This window comes from Actinophytocola sp., assembly GCF_036402745.1.
Classification (GTDB): Bacteria; Actinomycetota; Actinomycetes; order Mycobacteriales; family Pseudonocardiaceae; genus Actinophytocola.
In genome coordinates, this window is sequence record NZ_DASWSJ010000282.1 from 1 (window position 1) to 1,850 (window position 1,850).

General features: G+C 72.8%; 2 protein-coding genes and 1 pseudogene. All 3 read right to left on the bottom strand.

The window, feature by feature from the left end:
• The coding region (locus VGD70_RS26595) for a triose-phosphate isomerase (protein ID WP_331086004.1) at positions 1-481 on the bottom strand (481 nt) is incomplete at its 3' end.
• A 1-nt stretch (position 482) separates the two neighbouring features.
• Positions 483-1,688: a phosphoglycerate kinase gene (locus VGD70_RS26600; RefSeq protein ID WP_331086006.1), complete on the bottom strand. Its 1,206-nt coding sequence runs from the start codon at positions 1,686-1,688 to the stop codon at positions 483-485.
• Positions 1,688-1,850 (bottom strand): annotated as a pseudogene (locus VGD70_RS26605) (type I glyceraldehyde-3-phosphate dehydrogenase); the annotation flags it as partial. The gene VGD70_RS26600 and the pseudogene VGD70_RS26605, both read right to left, overlap by 1 nt.

Below are 1,850 nucleotides of genomic sequence, written 5' to 3' on the forward strand. Positions count from 1 at the left end.
GCACGTGCTCGCCCGCCTGCCGGATCTCCAGCCCCTCCCCCACGCACACGATCGGAACGACGCCGTGCCGCAGCGCCGCCTGCGCCTTGGTGGCGACGACCGCGTCGTCCTCCGCGTGCATCGCCCGCCGCTCGGAGTGCCCGACGGTGACGTACTGGCAGGCGAGCGCGGCCAGCATCCCGCCGCTGACCTCGCCGGTGTAGGCGCCGGAGTCGTGCGCGGAGACGTCCTGGGCGCCGTAGCCGACGGCCAGCTTGTCCCCGGTGACCAGCGTCTGGACGCTGCGCAGAGCGGTGAACGGGGGCAGGACGACGGCGTCGACGGTGTCGAGGACCGGGCCGGGCACGGTGAAGGCCAGCTTCTGCACCAGGCCGATCGCGTCCAGGTGCGTCATGTGCATCTTCCAGTTGCCGGCGATCAGCGTGCGCCGGTCCCCGCCCTGGAAGGCGCCGCGGCGCGGAGTGGCGTTCTTACGTGCCATGTCAGGAACCCGTCCCGTCCGCCAGAACCGCGAGACCCGGAAGGTCCCGGCCCTGCAGGTACTCCAGCGACGCGCCGCCGCCGGTACTGATGTGCCCGTAGGAGGTCTCGTCCAGGCCGAGCTGGCGGACGGCGGCAGCGGAATCCCCACCGCCGACGACCGAGAGCCCCTCGACGGCGGACACGGCCTCGGCGACGCCCCGCGTGCCGGCCGCGAACGGCGCCAGCTCGAAGACGCCCATCGGCCCGTTCCAGAAGACCGTCCGCGCATCGACGAGCTCCGCGGTGAACAGGTCGACGGTGAGCGGGCCGACGTCCAGCCCCATCAGGTCGTCCGGGATGGCGTCGGCCGGCGTCACGCTGACCTCGGCGTCGGCGGCGAACCGATCGGCGCAGACGATGTCGACCGGCAGCACGATGCGGTCGCCGGCCTCGGCCAGCAGCCGGGCGCAGGTCTCGACCTGGTCGGCCTCCAGCAGTGAGCTCCCCACTCCGTGCCCCTGAGCGGCAAGGAACGTGAAGCACATGCCGCCGCCGACCAGGAGCCGGTCGACCTTGGGAAGCAGCGCCTCGATGACGGCCAGCTTGTCGCTCACCTTCGAGCCGCCGAGGACGACGACGTAGGGCCGCTCGGGGTCCGAGGTCAGCCGGGTGAGCACCTCGAGCTCGCGGGCCACCAGGCGCCCGGCCGCGTGCGGCAGCCGCTCGGCGACATCGGCGACCGAGGCGTGCCTGCGGTGCACGGCGCCGAACGCGTCGTCCACGTAGACGTCGGCGAGGGCCGCCAGCCGGTCGGCCAGCGCCCCCCGCTCGGCGTCGTCCTTGGACGTCTCGGCCGCCTCGAAGCGGACGTTCTCCAGCAGCAGGACGTCGCCGTCGCCCAGGGCGGCGGCCTTCGCCTGCGCGTCGGCGCCGGCCACGTCGGCGGCCAGCGTCACGGTCGTCCCCAGCAACTCGCCCAGCCGCGCCGCCACCGGTGCGAGGGAGAACTGCGGGTCCGGCGTGCCCTTGGGCCGGCCGAGGTGGGCCGCGACGATCACCTTGGCGCCGGCGTCGCGGAGAGCCTGCAGGGTGGGCAGGCTCGCCCGGATCCGGCCGTCATCGGTGATCGCGCCGGTCTGCTTGTCCAGCGGGACGTTCAGGTCGGTGCGGACGAGCACACGCCGACCGGAGACGCCCTCGCCGATGAGGTCGTCGACGGAACGCATCAGAGCTTCGAGCCCACCAGTGCGGTGAGGTCGACCAGGCGGTTGGAGTAACCCCACTCGTTGTCGTACCAGCCGACGACCTTGACCTGGTTGCCGAAGACCTTGGTCAGACCCGAGTCGTAGATGCAGGACGCGGGGTCGGTGACGATGTCGGAGGACACG

Bases quoted from the DNA above. Each gene is read 5' to 3' on its own strand.
- VGD70_RS26600 (WP_331086006.1), bottom strand. From the start codon at position 1,688: ATGCGTTCCGTCGACGACCTCATCGGCGAGGGCGTCTCCGGTCGGCGT.